This is a genomic window from Shewanella sp. SR1, from assembly GCF_020447145.1.
Taxonomy (GTDB): domain Bacteria; phylum Pseudomonadota; class Gammaproteobacteria; order Enterobacterales; family Shewanellaceae; genus Shewanella; species Shewanella baltica.
Map to the genome: position 1 here is coordinate 176200 of NZ_JAJAEF010000004.1, position 23116 is coordinate 199315.

Genomic DNA, 23116 nt, shown 5'->3' on the forward strand with positions numbered 1-23116 from the left:
GGATGCTTGTGAGGCTCCCGAAGGGCGGCTGATGTTAACGGCATGGCAACGCGCTTTATAACTGCGTTCAAGGCTTTCGACAGAGCACCACTATGCCTTCAAGCCTTCGCCTTGTCTAAAGCGCGTTGAACTCCCGCTGAATGGACAGATATTAAATACGATTGGCATTACTATTGTTGAAAGGAAATCATCGTAAATGTGCTAAATGCCGCTACAGGTCACTCTTTCAACAAATCAAACTTAGCTTATTTTGGAGACAATCCATGCGGTCACCCCAGTCAGAGAAAGCGAATTTATTGCTTCTCGGAATCGCGTTCATTCTTATAGGTCTAAATCTGCGCCCCATTCTCGCTTCCGTCGGGCCTTTGCTGCCCAGCATACAAGAGGATATCAGCTTAAGTTTTACCTTAGCGTCTATGCTGACATTGCTGCCCGTGCTCGCCATGGGACTGGGCTGCTTTGCGGGTTTTAGTATCGCTAAACGGTTAGGTTTTAATACCGTGATGACGGGATCGTTGCTCCTTTTGATCGTCGCCACGGCAATGCGTTTTTGGGCGATGGATGCAAGCTGGCTTATCTGCTCGGCATTACTGGCGGGAATCGGTATCGCCCTTATTCAAACCATCATGCCCGCCATGATCAAACTCAATTTCGGTGAACGGGTGCCCTTAATGATGGGGCTTTACGTCACCGCCATTATGGGCGGCGCCGCTTTGGCCGCCAGCAGTGCGCCTTTTATCGGGATGAACTTAGGTTGGCGCGCGGGGTTAGGCCATTGGACTTGGTTAGGCATAGTGGCACTGGCGCTATGGCTGATGGTTAAACATAACGCCGCATTGCCGAGTCAAACTGCGGAGCAAACTGTGCAGCTTAGCTTTTGGCGTTTTCGTCGCAGTTGGCTATTAGCGATATTTTTTGCTTTAGGCACAAGCTGTTATGTCTGCGTGCTTGCATGGTTAGCCCCCTACGCGGTCGAGTTAGGTTATAGCCAAACGCAATCGGGATTAGTGTTAGGTTTCTTAACCAGTATGGAAGTGATCGCGGGCTTAGTGTTTCCTTGGCTTGCCAGCAAGTCAACGGACAGACGCGCTATTATTGCCCTACTGTGCTTACTGCAACTCATCGGCTTTATGGGACTCGCACTCGCCCCTCAAGTGTCGCTATTTTTATGGGCGGGACTTGCGGGATTAGGCATAGGCGGGATTTTTCCACTCGGATTAATTGTGACTATGGATCATCAACAAAATCCGATGTTAGCGGGTAAATTAACCGCCTTTGTACAAGGTGTGGGTTATACCATTGCCGCCATTTCGCCTTGGATTGCAGGATTAATTCGCGATAATTTCAATAGTTTTAACAGTGCTTGGTTGTTGCTCGGAGGCTTAAGTCTGATGGCGTGGATACTATCTTGGCAATTTAATCCGCAGGGTTATGCACGCCAATATCAAGTCATCCGCTGCGTATCTTAACTCTCTCATTCAAAATAAAAAAACCGCCATATCGATTAACGAGCATGGCGGTTTTTTATAGTGTGCGGCTCGATAAATCGAGCTGCACACTCAGTAAAACTTAAGACTTTTTAACGAAGCACGTCAGGATCACAATGCGAGTACCGTTAACACGGCCTTCAATGTGCTCTGGGTTGTTGGTCAAAGCAATGTTACGCACAGCTGTGCCGCGCTTAGCCACAAAGCTAGTGCCTTTCACGTTTAAATCTTTGATGATCACAACCGTATCGCCAGCGTTAATTACGGCACCATTACTGTCTAACGTTGGTGCAGTGTCGTCACCTGCGGCAGCAACTTCAGCATCGCCCCACGCTTTTACATCGTCTTCAAGGTAAAGCATATCCAGTAAATCTTGCGCCCAGCTTTCGCCATTTAAGCGCTTAAGCATACGATATGACATCACTTGAACTGCCGGTACAGGGCTCCACATGCTGTCGTTCAGACAACGCCAGTGGTTCATGTCCATGGTATCCGGTGCCGCAATTTGGCCACTGCAGGTTTCACAAATCATGATCTCATTGTCACGGCCATCGGAGGCTGGCAGATCATAAATAGAGAGTTCGATCTCGCTGCCACAAAGTTCACACTTGCCGCCACAGCGACTTAGCAATTCATTTTCAGTCATTTTTCTGTTCTATATGCCTAGTAAAACGCGGATTATGCCATAAACCGGCTTTTTTCGGCAGGGGGCTGAGGCAATATAACCCTATCTTTTATAAGTTTTATAAACCGCGCCCACACTGCCTTGGTGATTAATCTTTAAAATTCATAAGCTAAACTCAAGCGAACATCGCGCCCAGCAGCTGGGATCCCATCGGAGAGAAACGGCACCACTTGCAGATTGGTGAGGTTTTTCACCATCAAACGCACGCTTAATCCCTTTAAACCAGCTTGGGGCTCATAGGCGAGGTACAGGTTCTGCAAGAAGTAATTTTCGCTCGGCGACTCGGCATTAAAGATATCGCCATGGGGAACACTGGTTTGCGCATCATACCAAGCGCCCTGCCAAGCCACTGAAATATCATCGGTAATATACATGCCTAAACGCAGACGAATATCGAGCGGCGCCATGTTGGCTAAATACTCGTCGTCATCTTGGCTGTCTCTGAGTGACCCATTGTGTTGTCCTTGCAGCCATGAAACCGCCAGATCACTGAACACGTCTTGATAGCGATATTGGGCCTCAAAATCAGCACCGTAAATATGGTAGCCATCAAGATTGGTGTAACCGCTTTGAATTAACTGGGTTTTATCAGACTTAGCCCCACGGCGCTGGGCGATATCATCGCGGCCTAGGTTGGCAAACAGAGTGAGCTGCGTCGACAGCGCATCATCGTTGGCAAGCAGATGCTGGTGCTGTGTCATCAAGCCTAGCTTGAAGGCATGTAAGCGTTCGACATCGATGTCGCGACTCGTGCCGGTAATGCTGGCTTTGGCGTATTGCACGGCATAAATCTCATCCACCACAGGGGCTTGCAAGCTATAGGCGTAATCAAAGTTTAACCGAGAGTAGTTTGTCAGTTGATAATCTATGCCTAATCTTGGTGAAAACCCCGAGTGGTGAGTCGAGCTATAATCGTGACCCGCGCTGATGTCGTTATAATCTGGCGCAATATTTGGCCGACCTATGCTGTAGATAAAGTCATATCGCAGCGAGGGAGTGACGGTTAAGTCGTTGGTGAGATGAATCGCGTCGCGAACATACACGGCATAAGTGTCTTGGCGACCTTCAGGTTGATAATAAGGTGTGTACCAGCCAAAGTTTTTCTCAGGATTCTTCTCATAACTCTTGTTAAACACAAGCGAAGTACGGTCGAGACTGCGGTACTGCAATCCTGTGGTGATCTCGTGATCGCCAATCAAACTCAAGTTGTTGATATCAATATAATCACGTTTGTAATCTAGCCAAGATTCGTGGCCGAAGTTGCCTACGGAAACCGTCATTTTCTCCCACGCAATATCGGGTCTTACCCAGTGGCGCGCATTCGCCGAATGGGAGATCACCACTTGGGTATCAATCAGCGGATTGCTCGGCGAATAACGATAATTGGCAGACCAAGTGTTGTCTTCATAGGTGTTATAGGCGGTTGTGGCATACAGCGCCTGCTCGTAGGAGCCGTACTTTTTGATGTTGTAGTCTGAGATGGCAGGCATGGGGCCACGGCGGTTAGCCCAAGGTTTGCGGCCCTCATCGAGATAATGGGTCACGCTCAAGGCCAGTTGGTGATCGCCCTGCTCATAATCAATCTTGCCTAGATAGTTATCTTGCTCATAGCCCGAATATTCAAACTCATCGCCATTGGCTAAAGTCACATCCCCCGCATCACGGCGCGTAAGGTGTAACAAACCCGATAAATGCGGATTCACCCGGCCATAGACAGTTCCCGTATAACCCATAGCGTCATTATTACTAGCGTAGCTGGTTTTGACTCGTGCACCAAGGGATTGATCATATTTAAGAAAATCATCGGCCGATTTAGTGACCACATACATGGCCCCACCAAAACCGCCATTGCCCGAGCGCACATCATGGGCGCCTTTAATCACTTCCACTCGTTTGATGAGATCAGGATCGAGGAAAAATGAGCCATAGCGATACTGCTCAAATCCCACCGGAGCATTATCCACATAAACGTTAAAATCTTCGGTCTCGCCAAAGCCCCAAATATTAATCCGCTCACCGCCGCTGCGGGTGCCACCATCGATATGCGCTCCCGCCATATCATCAATCACTTCAGCGAAGGTCGTCGCCTGCATCTCCTCGATTTGTTCCATGGAAATAATCGCTTCACCAGGTTTAGCGACTGTGATGGCCCTACGATATTGCTGCCCATGAACCTGCAGGATTTCAATCGGCTCAACCTTAGGCTCGCCCAATACCTCATTTGCGTACAACGGCATTGAGGGCAACAAACATAATCCCATCAGCGACAGATTTCTATTCGCTTTCCATTTCCCAAATTTAGGCAGGCAACCCATTCAACGTCTTCCTATTAACAAACTAATCTAAAAATAGGGCGGCATTATAGGCACTAATGAAGAAGATAAGAATAGTTCTCACTTGGCTTTACGTGTAAATAACGGACTGGTTGAAAACAGAGAGAAGCGGCGCACTCCAAAAAATTTAAGTGAAGATCTTGTCGAAGGATGGCAGTATTAGTGCCATATTTGACAGCCTTTCATCCTCTTAAGAGTGTACGACTTCGCAATACGAGTGAATATACGTGAGGCTTGCCTGACGTTCGCACTGCTTGTATCTAGGCGCATCTAGGCTGTTGGCACTCGTTTCAAATGCATTAATAAGGTTCACCGATAATGGCCACGCTCACGACTAAAATCCCTATTGCGACAGGTGCAACGTTCAGCCCAGCGAGTTTGCAATTTTTAAATCAACTGGCGCAAAACAACTCCCGCGACTGGTTTAAAGCCCATCAGGCGGAATACGAAGAGACAGTGCGAACCCCTGCACTGCAGTTTATTGAGCAAATGCAGCCCAGTATTCTCGCCCTCTCGCCTCGGCTGACTGCCGTACCGAAAAAAGTCGGTGGCAGTCTTATGCGCCCCCAGCGAGACAGCCGTTTCAGCAAAGATAAAACGCCCTATAAAACCAATGTCGGTATTCAATTCCGCCATTTTCAGGGCAAAGACGTGCATGCGCCGGGACTGTACTTACACATTGCCGAGGATGGCTGTTTTATTGCTGCGGGGATTTGGCACCCAGAATCGAAAGCCTTAAATGCCATTCGCACTTGTATCGATGAAAATCCCAACGGCTATAAAAAGGCACTACAAACCTTGCAGAGTCATGGATTTAACATGGACGGAGATAGCTTAACTCGACCACCAAAAGGGTTTGATAAAAACCACCCTATGCTGGCAGAGCTAAAACGCAAAGATTTTATCACCGTAAAAAATATCACCTTTGAAGAACTCTGCCGCCCAGATGCCGCCAGTTTCTGTGCCGAGCAATTTGCGCACTGTACTCAATTGATGGCCTATCTGTGTTTCGCGCTGGACTTGGATTTCTAGACAATAGGATTTTAAAAATAGACTTTTAAAAATCAAAATGGCCTAGACAAAAATCTAGGCCATTAAAACAGCAACTTGTGCCGTTAAACGGCTTGATTTGCACTTAAACTTTTGTAGTTAAACTGCCTAAGTAGCCCTGCAATACTACGAATGCATTGTCTAGCAGTTCATATTCACCCGCTTTACCCAGCACTCTAATCCCTTGTAATTGCAGTACTAAAAATGCAGCGACCTGATGCGGCTGTATATTGGCCAATAACTCACCTCGCGCTTGGCAGTCCTGCAACACTTGGGTAAATGAGGTCTGTAATCGGCAAAATAACCGCTGACACTCCTGCAGTACACTCTCATCGTCGAGGCTCTTTTCTAATACGGCATTTTGCATAAAACAGCCGTATTTCTGTTCCCGCTGCAGGGCAACAAAGCGCGCTAGATAAGCTTCTATTTCAGTCAAGCCCGCTTTTTCATGCAGCAGAGTATCTGAGGCACCAAAGGAGTAGTTATCGAGGTAGAAACTGAGGCACTCACGGTAAAGCTTCTGCTTGTCACCAAAACTATTATAAAGGCTAAATCGATTAATGCCTAAATGGCCGACGAGATCGGAAATCGAGGTTTCGGCAAAGCCCTTTTGCCAAAAAAGCTCCATCGCTAATATGAGTTTTTCCTGCCGATCAAAATTACAACTTCGTGCCATAAGCCTGCGACCTAATCTCTTGAATACGCGCTCACAATCAGCTTTACCATTCCTCTTTACCACACTCTTCTTTACTACAGAAAGTTGAGGGGCAAATCATTCTTGACTGATCGTTTAGATATGGCGTAAATTCTATCCTAACCGATCGTTCCGTTAAAGCCTTATATGCTCAAATCGAGCATAAAGCACAGATAAAAACTACAGGACTTTAGATGAAACTCTACGAATTAGCTCCGACTCCCAGCGCGCGTCGCGTCAGTATTTTTCTTGCGGAAAAAGGCATAGAAGTGCCAAGAGTGAACGTCGATATCCGCGGCGGTGAGAATTTAAGTACCGAATTTAAAGCCAAAAGTGTAAATGGCCGCATTCCATTACTCGAACTCGATGATGGCAGCTACCTGTGTGAATCGATTGCTATTTGCCGCTATTTAGAAGAAATCCACCCAAGTGTTAACTCGCTGTTTGGTAATACGCCACTTGAGCGCGCCAAAGTAGAAATGTGGCAACGCATCATAGAGTTACAAGGCTTAATGGTCGGCTTTCAAGCCTTTCGTAATTTAAGCGGTGTCTATAAAGACAGGGAAAATTGTGTCGAGTCTTGGGGCGCAGAATCACGCCAAAGGGTCATTGACTTCCTACCAAGCTTAGACAAACAATTGAGCAAGTCGCCCTTTGTGGCAGGCGATGAATTCAGCATTGCCGATATTTCGGCTTACGTTTTTATCAGCTTTATTAAGAATTTAGATATTGAAGTCACTGACAGCTTGCCGCATCTTAAGGCTTGGTTCATCACTATGGCGCAGCGTCCTGCCATAGTATCGTTAACCCCTACAAAATAGCGGCACGAATGCCAGAATAGGCCCTAAAGTGAGTAGCTATAAGCGTTATAACCTAAAGGAATCATCATGATAGATTTATACACAGCCGCGACCCCTAACGGTTTTAAAATTTCCATCGCACTGGAAGAAATGGGGCTAGAGTATCGCGTCCATAAGCTAGATTTCAGCACCAACGAACAAAAACAGCCTGAGTTTATTGCCATTAATCCCAATGGCCGAATTCCCGCCATTATCGACCGCGACAACGAAGATTTTGTGGTATTCGAATCCGGTGCAATTCTGCTGTATCTCGCCGAAAAAACAGGTAAATTCCTGCCAGCCGATCCTAAAAAGCGCTCACAGGTGATCCAATGGTTAATGTTCCAAATGAGCGGCGTCGGACCAATGATGGGTCAAGCTAACGTCTTCTTCCGATACTTCCCTGAGAAAATCCCCGCAGCCATTGACCGTTATCAAAAAGAAGGTCGACGTTTATTTGAAGTAATGAATACTCAACTCGCCACAAATCAATACCTTGCAGGTGACGAATACACGATTGCCGACATCGCCAGTTGGCCTTGGGTACGTATCCACGAGTGGAGCGGCATCAATATGGAAGGTCTGACCCATTTGCAACGTTGGTTAGATGAATTAGCACTCAGACCTGCGTGCCAAAAAGGCATAGTTACGCCGCCACCGGTGGAAATGAGTGATGAAGAACGAGCTAAGCAAATCCAAAAGATGGTGACGAAATAGTCATCTGCTAAACGGTCATTGCGCGAATAGCCTGCAAATAACCGTTAGGTACTGAATGCACCATGAGTCTCAGTGACTCAACCACAAAAAGCCCCATTAGCAGTTGCTAATTAGGGGCTTTTTTACTGCCTGTTATCGGGCAAAACTGCTACACTCTGCGCCACTTATTTTTCTCCTCTGTTCAGCTATGCCTCTTACATAAGGCGCAGTCACAGAAGCATGATCTAGGCTAAATTTATGGGTAATCCAAGCAGCTTCTCTTCCGGTATGGCATCTAACTCAGTCACATCATCGGCGTTAAATGTTCAGGCAAGCACTCCAGCGCAAAAACGCGCGCTCAGTTACGCCAGTACAATTAAGCAATTATTCGATGAAATTCAAAGCAGTAAAATGCCCGCCGACCGTATTCTAGCAAACTACTTTAGAGAACATAAAAAACACGGCTCGAAGGATCGTAAAGTCATTCGTGAATCCTTGTTTAGTCTATTCCGCTGGTGGGGGTGGTTTCAGCGATTAGGCGATCAACAAATCTCAGCCGTTTATTTTGCCAGCCTAAGCGCCAGTGCCCTATTGGAGGCCCATGCTTGGCAAGAGATCGCCAACGCTTGGCATGAGTTATCACAATCGCCCATCGATTATCAGCAAGCTCAAGCACTTACTGTTGAAAGTCTCGACGACAAACTGGCACTGATACAGTATTTATTCCCTGCGATTGAGTTTAAGGCACATGATTTATTACCCGACTGGTTCTGGCAAGTGTGCCCAGTTGATGCAGCGCAGCAAACGCAATTAATTGCAGCTATGTCTAGTCGCCCGCCGATTTGGGGACGCGCGCAAGGGATCACGAGTCAAGATGCAGCGACACAGCTGCAAGCGCTCGGTATAGAAGCAAGTTATAGTCATTACTTTAGCGATGCCATCAATCTTGGCAGTAAGAGTATGAATCTTAATGAAATAGCCCTGTATAAAGACGGTAATATCGAGATCCAAGATTTGGCTTCACAGGTCATTGGTCAAATTTGTGCGCCTGAACCCGATGCCCATTGGTGGGATGCTTGTAGCGGTGCTGGCGGCAAAACTCTGCAGCTGCGCTCTTTGATGCTAGCTAAAGCTGCTGATAACCAAACGTCATCTGCGGGCAGCATCATATCGTCCGATATTCGCTCCAATGCCCTAGAAGAACTCACTAAACGCGCCCAAAGAGCCCACTTTAATGGCATTAGTGTGGCCCGTTGGAAGAGTGATGCCCTGCCCGTGCCTGCGGATCATTTTGACGGTGTGTTAGTCGATGCCCCGTGCAGTTGTACTGGCACTTGGCGGCGTAATCCTGATATGCGTTGGTTGGATGGTGTTGAAGTTGAAGCCGTAGCCGATAAAGCCGCGTTACAGCTCGATATTTTAAGCCGCAGTAGCCGTGCAGTTAAGGCTGGCGGCATCCTCGTTTACGCCACTTGCTCCTTGTCGCCCATCGAGAACCAAGACGTAGTGACGACGTTTTTACAGCAACATCCAGAGTTCACGCTCACGCCGATACGCCATCCTTTTAGCGGTGAACAAACAGAAATGTTGACCGTGTGGCCCTTTGAGGCCAACAGTGATGGCATGTTCGTCGCACGTATGCTCCGCAGCAAGTAACACTAACTCATTATTTTGTATCAAAACTTGGCGCCCTCCTTTCTAGGCGCCAAGTTCAATCGCATAATCTGATTAATGATTAAAATCAGATTTACTCTTTTATTATCATCAAGATAAATCACATCCTCCCAATTAAAATCTCAGATACGTTTATTTCAGTGGCAAGATATGGCTCTTGGGCAAAACTTTTCACCATCAATGATGAAATATTTCGCTTTAGCTTCATCTCACCTTTGGGTAAAAAGATCGGGTGCTGCGAATGGCACAGGTATTTTTGGAATTTTGACCATGTCACACTCCTATGAATTTGACGACGATGATGCGCCATGGGGCGATAACGTCAAAGGTAAGCAAAAGAATAAACGCGTGAAACAGCGCCGCAGGGATACTAAGCGACGTTACTCGGACGATAATACAGAGGTGGATTTCTACCAAAATAAATCGAAGTAACTGAACCTTAGTCCCCTAGCCCCACGGGTTTGTTTGACGAATTCGTTCTGTGCTAAACCTGCCAAATCTGAGCAAGTTGGATAACATCCAACTTGCTACTCAATCTTGTTACTGCCTCTCAAATTCTTAATAAATCAATTGTAAAATCAATGGGCTTAATGGCTTATTTGCCCTATGCTTTTTGGGTTATAGCTTTCAAATCATTGGACTTACACTGAAATTTAAGGATGAACGCCATGGAAAAACAGCGCCCCGACTTTATTTATCCCCAAGGCAGTATGTTGATGCACTCCCCCTTAGTGTTAAATAAAGCCGATATGTACGGTTTTTTTCTGAAGGGGAAACAGGTAAATCTCCAACGCTCTATCGATAAGACCTTGAATCAAGTTGCCGGTAGTGCAATGTATTTTAAAGTGTTATCGCCCTACGTACTGACAACCTTCACTCAAATTGAAAAAGCCTACTCCGCGTATCCAGAAGACAGAGCCAAAGGTTGGATCCAAGAAACGGACATCATCACTTGGGTCATGGTCGGGCACCAAGATAGCAGCGACAGCACACAAATCAGCCAAGTCTATTTTCAGCCGCTACACATTTGGGTGAACGATGCCATGGCCTTAATTAATGGCCGTGAACTCTTTGGTTATCCTAAATATTTATGTGAATACACTATGCCAGCTGTGGGTGAGCCTCTGACGCGATTATCCCTTGCTGCCAAAAGTTTTTTACATTTTTCGCCAGAAACTGAACTCGCCCTGCATCCATTAATTGAAGTGAATTGCGATGCCAAACCCGAGGCGCAGCTTTCCACCCTTGAAGCGATAACCCAAACCTGGCAACTCTTTAAAGAACAAACCGATTTCATCCCAGAGCTCGACCAGCTCGGCGAAGAGCAGCTGTTTCATCTGTTATTTAAACCCGCCATCGATCAAGTATTTCTAAAGCAGTTCCCCGACTCATCAGGGCAAAAAGCCATTTATCAAGCCATCGTCGCCGCACCTGCCCAAGTGAATAAAGTGCACAGTGTTGCCCTGCTCAAAAATGATTTTGTCGCGACCATTTTTGATAATGCCAGCTTCCCGTTACAAGACACGCTCGGGGTCGAGATTGGTGAGCAGCATGTCTTACTGCCTTACCATGTGAACTTTGATTTTGAAGTGCCACCCGGTGAAGTTTTAGTCGATAACTCCGAAATCAAAAAACAGAAAATAGCCATTCTCGGTGGCGGTGTCGCGGCCATGACCGCAGCCTGTTATCTGACCGACAAACCCGGCTGGCAGAATCAATATGAGATTGATGTCTATCAACTCGGCTGGCGTATCGGCGGCAAAGGGGCAAGTGGCCGCAATGCTGCAATGGGCCAACGCATTGAAGAACATGGATTACATATTTGGTTTGGTTTCTATCAAAACGCGTTTGCCTTAATGCGTAAAGCTTATGAAGAATTAGATAGGCCAGCAGACGCGCCGCTCGCGACCTTTTTTGATGCCTTTAAACCCCATAACTTCATCGTATTACAGGAAGAAGTCGAAGGCCGTTCGGTAAGCTGGCCGATCACTTTCCCTACACTACCGGGCATCCCTGGTGATGGCACCGAAACCCTCACCTTCTGGAAAGTTGTTAAAGTCGCCTTTGCGTGGATCAAGGAATGGCTCAAGGACATGGATGACTTGCTTGATGCTGATGAAAAAGCCATGGGAACACCTAAAAACTGGCTCGATAGTAGCTGGTTTGAACGCTTAAAAGATAAGTTAGAGGATTCGGTCGAAGATGCTAAAGAATCACTCGACGCGCTCGGCGATAAGCTCGAATGCCATTTCAATCAAATGATTGGCCGCGAGTGCGATGAGCATGTCCATAGTGAAAGTGACGATGGCTTGGTCGAATCGGCCGTCGATGCCCTGCATAAACGACTCGTCAAACGCTTTAGCGGCCATTTAGATAACAATGACGAACTGCGCCACTTGTATATAGCCGCCGATCTGGGGCTTACGATACTCAAGGGCATGTTTGCCGATGATGTATTTGAAAAAGGCTTCGATGCCATCAATGGCTATGATTATCGCGAATGGTTAACCAAACACGGTGCCAGCCTTAAGTACACAGTCGACAGCGCACCCGTGCGTGGTTTTTACGACTTAGTCTTCGCCTATGAAAAAGGCAACTTCGACAAACCCAATGTCGAGGCGGGGACGATTATCCGCTCTATGCTACGTATAGCCCTGTGCTATCAAGGTGGCGTAATGTGGAAAATGCAGGCCGGCATGGGCGATGTGGTCTTTACGCCTTTCTACGAAGTGCTCAAACGCCGAGGTGTCAATTTCCACTACTTCAATCGCGTCGATAATCTCGAATGCCGCAATCAAAGTATTCAAGCAATTGAAATCACCGAGCAAGTTGCCTTGGCACCAGCTGTCACAAGCTACGATCCCTTGGTTGATGTTAAAGGTCTCGCCTGCTGGCCAAGTACGCCCAATTATGAGCAGCTTGAGCCTGAACAAGCGGCACTGCTTAAAGCCCATAATATCAATCTGGAACACTTCTGGAGCGATTGGGACAGCGTATATGAAACGCACTTTGGCAAAGCCCTACCGAAAAAGCGCTTAGTCAAAGGTGTGGATTTCGACAAAGTCATCTTCGGTCTTTCCATCGGTTCTGTGCCCCATGTGGCGAGTGAAGTGATGGCACAAAGCCCAGCCCTCACACCTTGCGTTGATAAGGTGCAAACCGTTGCCACTCAAGCCTATCAACTGTGGATGAACCAAGATCTTAATGGAATAGGCTGGCCAAATTATTCTGAAGATGGCGAGGAGCCAGTATTATCGGGCTTCACTGAACCCTACGATACTTGGGCATCGATGAACCAACTGCTAGACAAAGAAGATTGGCGCGGCTTAGAACCTAAAAATGCCAGCTACTTTTGCTCGGCATTGCCTGTCGAAGCCTATCCACCAAGCTCGGATGTGGATTTCCAACAACGGAAAACCTTAGAAGCTAAAGCCGGTGCTATCCACCAGCTCAATACCGAAATCCATAAGCTTTGGCAAAATGTCGGTGATAGCTTCCCTTGGGAATGGCTTCACGATGAACAAGACCGCCAAGGCGTTGCCCGTTTCGATAGCCAATATTGGCGCGCAAATGTGGACCCATCCGAACGTTATGTGTTGTCGGTTAAGGACAGTTCGCAGTATCGCATCACAACAGATGGCACAGGGATAGATAACTTGTATATGACGGGCGATTGGATAAAGACAGGCCTTAATGTTGGCTGCGTCGAAGCGGCGACGATGGCGGGCATGCACACCTCAAAAGCAATATCGGGTCATCCCGTCTTGATAAAGGGCGAGAAAGACTTCTAAACTCGTACTTATAGACCGAGGACAACACTCAGCTTAAGGTAAAAACAAAACGGCGCAGAATTTATCTGCGCCGTTTTGTTTTAGCTAACTTTTATCTAGTATCCATTGCAAACCATTTGATTGAACGCAGTCGCTAGCTTAAATGCAGTCTCACATCGACCCCGCGCGTATCGGCATACTCTTGGCGGCGCTTATCCATTCGCGATTGGTACAAGTTAGTGTCAGCCGAACGCAGCCATTCATGGGGATCGGCCACCTCAGAGTTTAACGATATCCCAAAACTACACTGACAATCCTTAAAGCCTTGGCTGGCTAATTGTTCGCCTAGCCCATTTAACGAACTCAGCAATAGCGGTATCCCCGCAGAAGGCGTCACAACCACAAACTCATCACCACTGATACGATAAAGCTTTAAATGCGCTAAGTCCGTTGCTTGCAATAACTGCACTATCACTTGCAGTAATCTATCGCCCTCTTGATGGCCGAGCGTTTCGTTAACACTTTTCAGGCTATCGATATTCAATAGCGCTAAAGCCATAGGCTGCACCACTTTATCGGCGAAGCCTAATTGAGAATTCATATATTCATCAAAGGCATAACGATTGCCGACTCGGGTCAAGCCATCTAAGCGGGCCTTTTCCCACGCAATTGCAAGCTCTTCAATATGCGCCTTACGTTCCTCTGCGAGTAACTTAAGCTTATTCGCTAACGCTAAGGACAACAGCAGCGCATCGGCCGTGCCGCCCATCAGCGTCGCCAGCTCCGCATGTTCGATAAAATCAGGGGTTAGCCCCATATTCCCGGGCAAAATAATCACCGCAGGCAAGAGTAAACAAGTAAAGGCGAGAATAAAATAACGTGCAGGGGCAAAGCCTTTCATCAAGCAGACATTACCGCAGGTAATCGCTAAGGCAATCCACAGCATGATCAGCACAGAGGCAATAATCGCCGTATAGGGCAATAACCAAATACTGGTCGGCAAAGCAACAATACAAGCAAACATCAAATACTGACTGAGGCGCCACAATCGTGGTGAGTAGCTAGGCAGCTGCAAGAAGTGCTTGTAAAACATGATATTAAAAATCGGCAAACTGATAAAGAATAGATGGTGTAACTCAAGGTAATGGAAATTAAACAAGTGCGCCGGCAAATGGAAGGTCAGTGCCCAGCCAGCAAAATACGCGAAGACATAAAGGCCATAATAAAGAAAAGCTTTATCGAGAATAGAGATATAAATCAAAAGATTATATAAGGCGATAAACAATAAGCCGCCTAAGCACAGCAGCACTGCCATGGCGAGGCGATCAGACATCAACTGATGATCCGTCACACTTTGCAGGGCAATCTCGGGAGGCGATGAATAATAACGGCTACTGAGCTTAACCAATAGCCAATAATCCGTCCCCATATTCAAGGTGACCTTGCGGCCATAATCAAATAAAAATTCGTAGGGGGCACTGTAGCCGCTGTGGGCATGCTGTGAACTGCCATCACTGCCGAGTATCCAATAATCTACGGATTCGATAATCGAATTACTCGCATCCACGACCCAATTCGACTGACGTTGATTGACCATCACAGGCGTGATCATCCAATAGTCACCGCCGGTTAAACTCACAGAGTTAGCTTCATCGAGTTGGCCCATCCAATTGGGCACAGCATCAAACTGTTTTGGGGGCTGTTGATCCGCTTGAGCATGGAACAAATACGGCGAGTCCAACGCAATTTCAGCGCTTAATACAGAGGGACTTAATGTCCATATAAAAAGTAAAAAACACCAAAATAGGGTTTGTTTAAGTTTGTTCATCGGCTTATTAAGTTAAGAGGCCATAGATCATTTATACAGCTATGAAGTAAATGCTAATGCTGTCAATCTTAGTCGATAGTTGGAATTGTAGGTTAACTTTATGGCCACATTTAGTTTTTTACAATCAGTTAGGCTAAATTAGTCGAATATCCCATGCCGTATGGAGCTATTTTAGTCTCAAAGTCCAAACCGTGGTCTGAAATCCAAAATACAACTTAATACTGACTTATTTTTTGCTGGGATCCTATGCAGCCTCTATTGATGATTTTAGCCGCACAACTCCTGATTGCCAGTGGCAACCTCTTGGTCAAGTTGCTTGAAAATGATGCCCCCGTGTTCCAACTGGTGCTCTACAGACAACTCTTTGCCACCTTGCTAGTGCTGCCTTTTGTGTGGCGCTTGCAGGGTAATCTCAAACTGAGCCCTTATTACAAAGTGCATCTTGCCCGCGCCCTATTGATTGGACTCGGCAATGCCATTTTTATGCTTGCCATTTTGCATCTTCCCCTCGCAACGGTAACCGCCGTGATTTATACCTCACCTTTGTTACTCCTCGTGCTTTCTGCGTTATTTTTGCATGAACGCATAGGCTATCGACGCTCAGTTGCGGGGATCATTGGCTTTACTGGCATTCTACTTATCAGCCAACCAACCGAATTTAACCTGTATATAGGTTTAGCCTTTTTCGGCGCTATGACGTCGGCGTTGAATAGTTTGATTTTAAAGGCCTATTCGACCCATGAACATCCTTTCTCTATGCTCTTTTGGTCTAATGCCTTTGCGATGATATTTCTGATACCGGCGACCTTATACGAAGGCGCGGACTTTAGTTTGCCAGTGGCACAGGTGGGATTAACGTTGGGACTATTTTATATTGGCATGACCTATCTCATCATTCACGCCTATCGACGTGCCGATGCGAGCCAAATGGCGCCTGTAGAATATACCGGATTGATTTTTGCGGCCTTGTTCGGCTGGTGGATACTGGATGAAGAACTCAGCCTAGTGATGTTAATCGGTATCGGATTAGTCATTTTTTCATCCATATTGCCCAGCTACAGCGAGCTAAAAGCAAAATGGAAAAGCCGGCGAAGTTGACCTCGGCCGGCTCTTTACATCGACTGCTAAGTTAACGCAGCGAGATCAAAACGATTTGTTTTAGAAGCGGAATTTGCCGCCAATATACACGCCATCTTCGAAAGTGAAATCGCGCGCATTATCGTACTCATAGGCAATCTTGCGATAACCAACATAAAACGCCATGTTTGGCGTTACGCGGTATTGCACTTTTGAATCGAGCTCATATTGACCATCAACATTACCAAACGACAAGACTGAAGGTGCATAGTAAGCGGCGGCGTGTAATGAAATATTAGGTCCCATAGATAGCGCATAACGGCCACCAACAGAAATGGCGCTACCATTTGGAGAATAGTCAGACCAAAGCTGACTTAACTTAGCGCCAACTTCAAAGTGATGCACGCCCACATCATGGGTCATGTGCATTGCACCTTGGGCAATATGGCCGCCCTCGTCGGCATAGATATAACCTAACACTGCGTTAGTATCTTTGTTCAATTGCAGTTCTAACTCAGTAGAAACCACATCGTTGTTCAACCCAAGATTAAATTCTGACGCATTCACTTGCAGCGCTGCCGCACTCAATAATAAAACACTTGCTACTCTGAACTTAGCCATAAAAACACCTCAATAAATGACTGTGGGTAATAGCCGCGGATCATACCGAATAAATAAAGAAAATCAGCCTATTTGCGTATAAATGGGGATAATTTGCGAGGGATATACAAATGTAAAACAAACTCGAAACAGCTGAAGATCTAAGTCTTTTCACTTACAGCACAATTATACCAATCACATTAAATATCTAATCAGTTCAGAGCCTCACAGGCATCTCAATCCAAGGCGCATTGACGCAGAAATGGTTATTCCCTTTTAAGTCAATGCAACACCGGAGTGGGATGCCTGTGAGACTCCCGAGGGGCGGGTTTCAAAGCGCTTTATACTGCGTTCAAGGCTTTCGACAGAGCACCACTATGCCTTTAAGCCTTCGCCTTGTCTAAAGCGCGTTGAACTCCCGCTGAATGAACAGATATTTAATACGGTTGGTATTACACTGCTTGAATGCGATCACCCACTAAAGACAGCATTATCGCTTCAGCGTCGACATTGGCACTTAAGGCTAAATAATACCAACCCACAGTGTTGCCCGTGCCGCGGATACTCAAATAATCACGCCAAAATTGAAAGCCCGCCTTCAACAAATTGGCTTGGCTCGACGTATTCTCGGCGCGAATAGTGGCGTATAAAATCGAGATCCCTAAAGCCTTCGCCACTTCGATACGTTTTTGCGTTAAACCTTGGGCAATGCCTTGACGTCGATAATGGGACGACACCACCAGATAACCCAGTTCACCGACAGTGCCTTTATCGACAGTGCCTTTACCGGCTTTTATCGCAGCGCAACCGACTATCTCGCCCTCAAGGGTTTTCGCTAAGATCACCGCACGAGAATCAAAAAATACCTGATGGTCCAGCGGATGGGCGTTATCATCACGCCCATCAATCAATTGTGCCGCCAGCGCTAATTCCTCTAACTGTTCACTTATTACAAACTGAATGTCACTCATATCCAGATTAAACCGTTAATGTTGCCAACATACGGGAAATGCACGCCACTTAGCTATGCACTCATATCCCACTTCGCTTTCACTCTCATACTACAAATCTAATAGAGCACTATTGATATAACTGTTTATATACCAATGCACTACAGATACAAGAGGGTCGCCATACCTAAGAAAGTAAAGAAGCCCACCACATCTGTCACTGTGGTCAAGATCACTGAACCCGACAGCGCCGCATCTTGATTAAACTTCTGCAGCACCATAGGCACGACCACGCCAGCAATTGCCGCCACGGCCATGTTGATCAAAATTGCACAGCCAATCACTATGCCTATGGTCGCTTCCCCGAACCACCAGCCCGCGACTAAACCTATGACTATCGCCCACAAAAAACCGTTAACTATGCCAATACCGAGTTCGTTCTTCATTAACGAAAACAAGTTACCCGCTGAAATCTGTCCCATGGCCATACCGCGGATCATCAGCGTCAACGACTGACTCCCCGCAATGCCGCCCATAGAAGCCACAATCGGCATCAATACCGCTAACGCGACCACTTGGGATAACACATTTTCAAATAAGCCAATCGTCGCCGAAGCGAGGAAAGCCGTCAGTAAATTGATCCCGAGCCACACAGCGCGGCGCTGGGCACCTTTCATAATCGGCGCGAACAAGTCGTCGGACTCATCCATACCCGCAGTTGCCATCAACTGCGCTTCATAATGCTCACGCACTAAAGCGGTCGCAGTTCGCAGCGTCACGCGACCAATTAACTCTCCTGACTCATCGATCACAGGCAATTCGATTTCGCGGCTGTGCTCTATCGCTTCGGCCGCTTCCAATAAACTTGTGTCAGCGGATAACGCACGGCTATCCTCGGACAAAAGTGAAATCAATAACTCATCGGGATTATGTTTAAAAATGTCATACCGACGCACTGTGCCTTGATACTTATCCTGATCATCAACGATAAACAAATTGTCGTTGCAATCGAGTTCGATACGGCGGAAAAAGCGCTGTGCCTGCGCAACGCTCGCCTTATCACTGAGCACCAACATTTGATGATCGGTATAACGGCCGATTTCATTCTCAGAGTACTGATCGTAGAGTTCGAATCGTTGTCGCTGACGCTCGCCCATCTGAGCCAAGGCGCGATCGGTAAAACTTTCAGGGAGATAATCACTCCACTCAATTAAATCTTCTGGGCTTAACTGGGCAAATAGCAAGTCCACTTCATTGTCGGGCATCCGTTTGAGGATCCCCATGCGCGGATCAGCACGCATCAAGCTCAACACTGTCACTCGGTCAGCAAATTCAACTTGCTGCCAACGCTCGTAACGCTCATCCAAGGGCAAGGATTCAAGCGCTAAGGCTATGGTTCCAGGTTCTGAGTCATTCAAAATTTCGCTAAACACTTCAGCTTGTTCTTCGCCTTCAACTTCAGTGAGTTGTTGAACAACCTGCCCCACGTCCGCTTGCATGTTTGTTTCGTATTCTGCGTCATTTTCTGTCACACAGATGCCCTTTTCTTTAGCTACAAAATTGCTGTAACTATATTGATAATTAAGTAAATTAGCAAACCCACAAAATGAATTGCACACAACTATATTGCTGTAAATTATTTTTGGGTTTATGCTGTTTGACTAAGATCCTATGGAGGTGAACATGACTACGAATATATACAGCCAATCAGCGACAGACATTCAAGGCAACACAGTAAGTTTAGAGCAGTATCGAGGCAAAGTACTCTTGATCGTCAACACCGCCAGTGAATGTGGATTTACACCGCAATACAAGGGATTAGAAGCGTTATATCAAGAATATAAAGATCAAGGATTAGTGATTTTAGGCTTTCCTTGCAATCAATTTGGCGCCCAAGAAAAAGCCGATGAGCAAGGTATTCAAGCCTTTTGTGAATTGAATTTTGGCGTGACGTTTCCGCTATTTTCTAAAATAGAAGTGAATGGCGAACATACCCATCCACTTTATCAATACCTTAAGAAAGCCGCTCCCGGTGTATTAGGTACTCAAGGTATCAAATGGAATTTCACCAAATTTTTAGTTAATCGCCGAGGCGAAGCTATTGAACGATTTGCATCGACCACGAAACCCGAAGCATTAGAAAGTAAAATTGCCGCTTTGCTAAAATAATTTACTCGCTATCTATTTGAAATTTTGCGTTTTATAAAAATTTAGATTTATTTTAACTTTTTTATGGAACTTTAACCGTACAAGCCCCTCAAATGTATTGAACAGTGAATGTCTTTTTCATGTTCATCATCTCCCTGGGGCTTCTAGCGCGGCCCCCTTGACCTAGGAATAGGTCACTAGGCAACCATTGGGTTGCCTTTTTTTATCCCAATGATTTATATGTAAAATAAATGTAATAACACATTTCAACTGCTTTCTATCTCTCAGAAATTTTTTTTTAAACTTTTTAGGATTTTTTTGCGATATCGATGAACTTAATTAAAAATGGCGACTCTGAGTATAGGTAAGGATTAACGGATAAGATTAAATGCACCTTGAGAATGAAATATGTGAAGTAGCAGTTTCATCTACTCAAATGACACAGTTTCTGTTTTATCGCATTGAGTCTAATTAGTTGGTCGTTCATCATCATCTCCCTTTTGGGACACAATAGAAAACACGCTAGCGCACTGAATTCTACTTGTATCCCGCACTGATTTCCTTGTGGCAACCTTAGGTTGCCATTTTTTTTGCTCAAATTTCAACAAGCGCTAACGCTAGCTCATAGATTAATAAGCTGACACGCGTTGAATTTTTATCGCTATGATTATAATGTAAAACAAATGTAGCACTTAAGTGTGAGCACTCAATATTTACCAGAAAAATACCTCAGAAAATCTTTTTAAACTTTTTGAGATTTTTTTCTGATATCGGTGAACTTAATTAAAAATGGCGACTCTGAGTATAGATAAGGATTAACGGATAAGATTAAATGCACCTTGAGAATGAAATATGTGAAGTCGCAGTTTCATTCACTCAAATGACACAGTTTCTGTTTTATCGCATTGAGTCTAATTAGTTGGTCGTTCATCATCATCTCCCTTTTGGGACACAATAGAAAATACACTAGCGCACTGAGTTCTATTTGTATCCCGCACTGATTTCCTTGTGGCAACCTTAGGTTGCCATTTTTTTTGCCTAAATTACTATACGCACCTAAATCGCTATAATCGCCTAAATGTCTATAATATTAGCGACTTGTCTAATTGAACTTGAATCGAAGGATGATAACCTGCGCGAGCCTTTGTATAGATATCTTTTAATTCAGTATAATACCCCGCGATTTGCAGCTCAGCATAAAGTGGCCGCACAAATTTACCGCGGCCAATACGCACTAAATAAGCACTTAAAGCCGGCAACACAGGGTCGTAATGATTGCGAATCGCCACTCTAAACCAATCACAGGCAATTTCCGCATTAGTCGATTGAGTGAATCGGAACGTTTCATCCAGATCCATCAGTTGCACTTGGCTGACGACTTCCGGTAATTGGGTCAGAAAATACTGCCAATGATGTACTCGCCAATCTTTCACGCTTAATCGACTCGCGGCCGTTCCCTGTAAAAAACTCGCCAACGCATCATCGACTTTATCTAAACTCATGGATGTTGGTCCGCAATATCCCTCGGGCAAACCTTCGCCATAAATCCACGTTAGCAGCTCGGCTTCGGTAATCTTATCTGAGTGTAATAGCAGTAAGGTTTGCTGCGCGTATTCGACAAACACTTCGGTGGTAATCGCCTTAAAGGCAAAATGATCCACATAGTTGCGTAAAAATTTATCGAACGCCACTCGCCCTAGCCTGCGCTCGAGATCATGGACAAACATCGAGGCTTTATCATAGGTAAAACGATTAAAGGCAAGGTTGGGATCGCCCAGCTGCACATTGGCGGGCAAGGTTTGTTTATCCTTAGGCAAAGACGCCATTTCTTCTGTTAAGCGACCAAACTCTATCACCCACTCCAACTCTGCCTGCTCTTTGCCGTAAACCGCTTCCACGATACGGTTAGTAAAATAAGTCGTGAAACCCTCGTTTAACCAGAGGTCTCGCCAGGTTGCATTACTGACTAAATTGCCCGTCCACGAATGCGCTAACTCATGGGCAACGGTGGAAACCAAGCTTTTATCGCCGGCGATGAGTGTGGGCGTTAAAAAGGCTAAACGTGGATTTTCCATCCCGCCAAAGGGGAAACTCGGCGGCAAGATAATCATGTCATAACGCCCCCACACATAAGGACCTAACAATGACTCGGCAACCTCGAGCATATGTTCGGTGTCTTCAAACTCTTTTGCGGCGGCCGCCAACATACTTGGCTCAGTATAAACCCCGCATCTTGGGCCTATCGCTTGAAAGGCAATATCACCGACGGCCAGCGCCATTAAATGGGTCGGGATAGGTCGTTCCATCTCGAAGTGAAACACACCATTAAGCGGTGTGTCGGGATGATTCATCGCACTCATCACTGCGCGCATGCCTTTGGGCACTTGCACTTTAGCATCAAAGGTCACTCTCGCCTTAGGCGTGTCCTGCAGTGGGATCCAACTGCGGGCATTGATCGGTTGCGATTGACTGAAGAGATAAGGTAACTGTTTACCTGCAGTTTGCTCAGGTGCTAGCCACTGTAATCCTTGGGCGGCTGGAGAGGTTTGATAGTGAATGCAAACCTGTTTGCAAGGTGACGTTGGTAAACTGATGCATAGTTTTTGCCCGAGAATGGAATTGGCTTCACTCAGCACAAAATCGAGCGGCTCCTCATTCGCTTCTATTAAAAAACTCACTGTATCAGTGGCATTGACGCTATCTGCAGCATTCACAGAAGTAACCGCGAGTATGGTTAAATCGCGGCTATCGAGCCAAAGCTCTGTTACATCGGGCTCAAGGTAATCCAAGGACAACGTCGCTTTACCGAAAAGACGCTGCGCGTCAAAATCCACCACTAAATCCAAAGAGACATGTCTCACTTGCACTTGTTCGGTATTAGCAAAAGAATGGTAATCTTGGGTTAAATCCCAAGTCGTTGCATCCGCTAGCGTACTCTTAGTTGGTTGTAACACTGTCGCCTCGATATTCAAGTTCTGGGCTCTGGGTTCAGGGCTCTGGGCTCTGGGCGCTAGCCCTCTAAGCTCTGGCTCTTAATGTATAGGGTAAGTTTGAATACTTAATCGTGAGTTGTATGCCACGCAGCTGTGGTGCAGCGCTTCATGACTTGTCACTGTTATAACTACACAGTCATAACTTGCCACTGTCATAACTTGCCACTGTCATAACTCATCACGGATTGTTAGGCGTTATTATCGACTGCACATTTGCTCAGAGGCAAATCGTAACTGAGCTTTAAGTCAGCTTATCGGCACGTTATAGGCAAGTTTTTTGTAACAGTTCATC

Annotated in this window: 17 protein-coding genes; 9 read left to right on the forward strand and 8 right to left on the reverse strand. The window is 46.0% G+C overall.

The features are described from left to right. The first annotated feature begins 263 nt into the window (after window positions 1-263). Window positions 264-1469 carry an MFS transporter gene (locus tag KV201_RS05460; protein ID WP_226058749.1) on the forward strand — a complete coding sequence of 402 codons (1206 nt, stop codon included), beginning with the start codon at window positions 264-266 and terminating at the stop codon, window positions 1467-1469. A gap of 100 nt (window positions 1470-1569) precedes the next feature. Here the strand turns inward: KV201_RS05460 and KV201_RS05465 are convergent, their stop codons facing one another. Next, window positions 1570-2133 carry an alkylphosphonate utilization protein gene (locus KV201_RS05465; RefSeq protein WP_107402299.1) on the reverse strand — a complete coding sequence of 188 codons (564 nt, stop codon included), beginning with the start codon at window positions 2131-2133 and terminating at the stop codon, window positions 1570-1572. 134 nt (window positions 2134-2267) lie between these two features. After that, complete coding sequence (locus KV201_RS05470; RefSeq protein WP_226058750.1) at window positions 2268-4487, reverse strand: TonB-dependent receptor; 2220 nt, start codon at window positions 4485-4487, stop codon at window positions 2268-2270. A 336-nt stretch (window positions 4488-4823) separates the two neighbouring features. On the opposite strand from KV201_RS05470, the gene KV201_RS05475 reads away from it, so the two are divergent. Further along, entirely contained in the window at window positions 4824-5537 is a 714-nt protein-coding gene (locus KV201_RS05475; RefSeq protein ID WP_226058751.1) for a DUF2461 domain-containing protein, read from the forward strand. A gap of 103 nt (window positions 5538-5640) precedes the next feature. Here KV201_RS05475 and KV201_RS05480 read toward each other — a convergent pair whose 3' ends face one another. Then, the gene (locus KV201_RS05480) at window positions 5641-6231 is read right to left on the reverse strand and encodes a TetR/AcrR family transcriptional regulator (protein WP_226058752.1); all 591 of its coding nucleotides are present in this window, start codon (window positions 6229-6231) and stop codon (window positions 5641-5643) included. A 212-nt stretch (window positions 6232-6443) separates the two neighbouring features. Here KV201_RS05480 and KV201_RS05485 point away from each other — a divergent pair, with 212 nt between their 5' ends. The 5 genes from KV201_RS05485 (at window position 6444) to KV201_RS05505 (ending at window position 13249) form a co-directional block, all read left to right on the forward strand. Further along, complete coding sequence (locus tag KV201_RS05485) at window positions 6444-7070, forward strand: glutathione S-transferase (RefSeq protein WP_226058753.1); 627 nt, start codon at window positions 6444-6446, stop codon at window positions 7068-7070. Between the two features lie 66 nt (window positions 7071-7136). Then, window positions 7137-7805: a glutathione S-transferase family protein gene (locus KV201_RS05490; protein WP_226058754.1), complete on the forward strand. Its 669-nt coding sequence runs from the start codon at window positions 7137-7139 to the stop codon at window positions 7803-7805. 237 nt (window positions 7806-8042) lie between these two features. Beyond that, on the forward strand, window positions 8043-9440 hold the full coding sequence (locus KV201_RS05495) for an RsmB/NOP family class I SAM-dependent RNA methyltransferase (protein ID WP_226058755.1): 1398 nt from the start codon (window positions 8043-8045) through the stop codon (window positions 9438-9440). Between the two features lie 288 nt (window positions 9441-9728). Beyond that, window positions 9729-9890 carry a hypothetical protein gene (locus KV201_RS05500; RefSeq protein ID WP_006080915.1) on the forward strand — a complete coding sequence of 54 codons (162 nt, stop codon included), beginning with the start codon at window positions 9729-9731 and terminating at the stop codon, window positions 9888-9890. A gap of 236 nt (window positions 9891-10126) precedes the next feature. Continuing rightward, on the forward strand, window positions 10127-13249 hold the full coding sequence (locus KV201_RS05505) for an NAD(P)-binding protein (RefSeq protein ID WP_226058756.1): 3123 nt from the start codon (window positions 10127-10129) through the stop codon (window positions 13247-13249). 133 nt (window positions 13250-13382) lie between these two features. On the opposite strand, the gene KV201_RS05510 is transcribed toward KV201_RS05505, so the two are convergent. Beyond that, complete coding sequence (locus tag KV201_RS05510; protein WP_226058757.1) at window positions 13383-15056, reverse strand: diguanylate cyclase; 1674 nt, start codon at window positions 15054-15056, stop codon at window positions 13383-13385. A 246-nt stretch (window positions 15057-15302) separates the two neighbouring features. Here KV201_RS05510 and KV201_RS05515 point away from each other — a divergent pair, with 246 nt between their 5' ends. After that, window positions 15303-16154 carry a DMT family transporter gene (locus KV201_RS05515; protein WP_011846299.1) on the forward strand — a complete coding sequence of 284 codons (852 nt, stop codon included), beginning with the start codon at window positions 15303-15305 and terminating at the stop codon, window positions 16152-16154. Window positions 16155-16214: 60 nt separating this feature from the next. On the opposite strand, the gene KV201_RS05520 is transcribed toward KV201_RS05515, so the two are convergent. The 3 genes from KV201_RS05520 to KV201_RS05530 form a co-directional block, all read right to left on the reverse strand. Next, window positions 16215-16754, reverse strand: a complete 540-nt coding sequence (locus KV201_RS05520; RefSeq protein ID WP_071939116.1) for a YfaZ family protein — start codon at window positions 16752-16754, stop codon at window positions 16215-16217. 431 nt (window positions 16755-17185) lie between these two features. After that, complete coding sequence (locus tag KV201_RS05525; protein WP_006085172.1) at window positions 17186-17704, reverse strand: GNAT family N-acetyltransferase; 519 nt, start codon at window positions 17702-17704, stop codon at window positions 17186-17188. 140 nt (window positions 17705-17844) lie between these two features. Beyond that, window positions 17845-19215, reverse strand: coding sequence for a magnesium transporter (locus KV201_RS05530; RefSeq protein ID WP_011846297.1), 1371 nt, complete (start codon window positions 19213-19215; stop codon window positions 17845-17847). 151 nt (window positions 19216-19366) lie between these two features. Here KV201_RS05530 and KV201_RS05535 point away from each other — a divergent pair, with 151 nt between their 5' ends. Beyond that, window positions 19367-19852: a glutathione peroxidase gene (locus tag KV201_RS05535; RefSeq protein WP_006085170.1), complete on the forward strand. Its 486-nt coding sequence runs from the start codon at window positions 19367-19369 to the stop codon at window positions 19850-19852. A gap of 1061 nt (window positions 19853-20913) precedes the next feature. Here KV201_RS05535 and KV201_RS05540 read toward each other — a convergent pair. Continuing rightward, the gene (locus KV201_RS05540) at window positions 20914-22785 is read right to left on the reverse strand and encodes a M1 family metallopeptidase (RefSeq protein ID WP_226058758.1); all 1872 of its coding nucleotides are present in this window, start codon (window positions 22783-22785) and stop codon (window positions 20914-20916) included. Window positions 22786-23116: the final 331 nt, after the last annotated feature.

Coding starts and splice junctions, on each gene's coding strand:
- KV201_RS05505 (WP_226058756.1), top strand. CDS start 10,127: ATGGAAAAACAGCGCCCCGACTTTATTTATCCCCAAGGCAGTATGTTG.
- KV201_RS05515 (WP_011846299.1), top strand. CDS start 15,303: ATGCAGCCTCTATTGATGATTTTAGCCGCACAACTCCTGATTGCCAGT.
- KV201_RS05475 (WP_226058751.1), top strand. CDS start 4,824: ATGGCCACGCTCACGACTAAAATCCCTATTGCGACAGGTGCAACGTTC.
- KV201_RS05460 (WP_226058749.1), top strand. CDS start 264: ATGCGGTCACCCCAGTCAGAGAAAGCGAATTTATTGCTTCTCGGAATC.
- KV201_RS05470 (WP_226058750.1), bottom strand. CDS start 4,487: ATGGGTTGCCTGCCTAAATTTGGGAAATGGAAAGCGAATAGAAATCTG.
- KV201_RS05525 (WP_006085172.1), bottom strand. CDS start 17,704: ATGAGTGACATTCAGTTTGTAATAAGTGAACAGTTAGAGGAATTAGCG.
- KV201_RS05495 (WP_226058755.1), top strand. CDS start 8,043: ATGGGTAATCCAAGCAGCTTCTCTTCCGGTATGGCATCTAACTCAGTC.
- KV201_RS05490 (WP_226058754.1), top strand. CDS start 7,137: ATGATAGATTTATACACAGCCGCGACCCCTAACGGTTTTAAAATTTCC.
- KV201_RS05510 (WP_226058757.1), bottom strand. CDS start 15,056: ATGAACAAACTTAAACAAACCCTATTTTGGTGTTTTTTACTTTTTATA.
- KV201_RS05535 (WP_006085170.1), top strand. CDS start 19,367: ATGACTACGAATATATACAGCCAATCAGCGACAGACATTCAAGGCAAC.
- KV201_RS05480 (WP_226058752.1), bottom strand. CDS start 6,231: ATGGCACGAAGTTGTAATTTTGATCGGCAGGAAAAACTCATATTAGCG.
- KV201_RS05500 (WP_006080915.1), top strand. CDS start 9,729: ATGTCACACTCCTATGAATTTGACGACGATGATGCGCCATGGGGCGAT.
- KV201_RS05465 (WP_107402299.1), bottom strand. CDS start 2,133: ATGACTGAAAATGAATTGCTAAGTCGCTGTGGCGGCAAGTGTGAACTT.
- KV201_RS05520 (WP_071939116.1), bottom strand. CDS start 16,754: ATGGCTAAGTTCAGAGTAGCAAGTGTTTTATTATTGAGTGCGGCAGCG.
- KV201_RS05485 (WP_226058753.1), top strand. CDS start 6,444: ATGAAACTCTACGAATTAGCTCCGACTCCCAGCGCGCGTCGCGTCAGT.